Below are 245 nucleotides of genomic sequence, written 5' to 3'. Positions count from 1 at the left end.
CCGCCAAGGCCGCGGACGCCGCCGCCGTGGCGCACACCCTGCGTGACAACGCGCTCTGGCGGCACTCCGCCGTCGTCACGCGGCTGACCGTGCCCACCCTCGTGCTGGGTGCCGACCCTGCCCGGGGCGCACTGTTCCACCCCCGCACCGGCGTCGAGCTGATGATCCGCAACCCGAGCGTGCGCGCGCGCGTCGTGGTGGGCGCCGGGCACGCGGTGCACCGGGAGCGGCCGTCGGCGGTGGCG

1 protein-coding gene is annotated in these 245 nt (G+C 78.0%); it reads left to right on the top strand.

Annotated features, from left to right (window positions below; translation table 11 throughout):
• On the top strand, window positions 1-245 hold a 245-nt coding region (locus tag PROKR_RS34330), incomplete at both ends, for an alpha/beta fold hydrolase (protein ID WP_036962218.1).

This window comes from Promicromonospora kroppenstedtii DSM 19349 (assembly GCF_000515355.1).
In the GTDB taxonomy this organism is placed as follows: domain Bacteria; phylum Actinomycetota; class Actinomycetes; order Actinomycetales; family Cellulomonadaceae; genus Promicromonospora; species Promicromonospora kroppenstedtii.
This window is presented reverse-complemented; position numbering and strand designations above follow the sequence as displayed.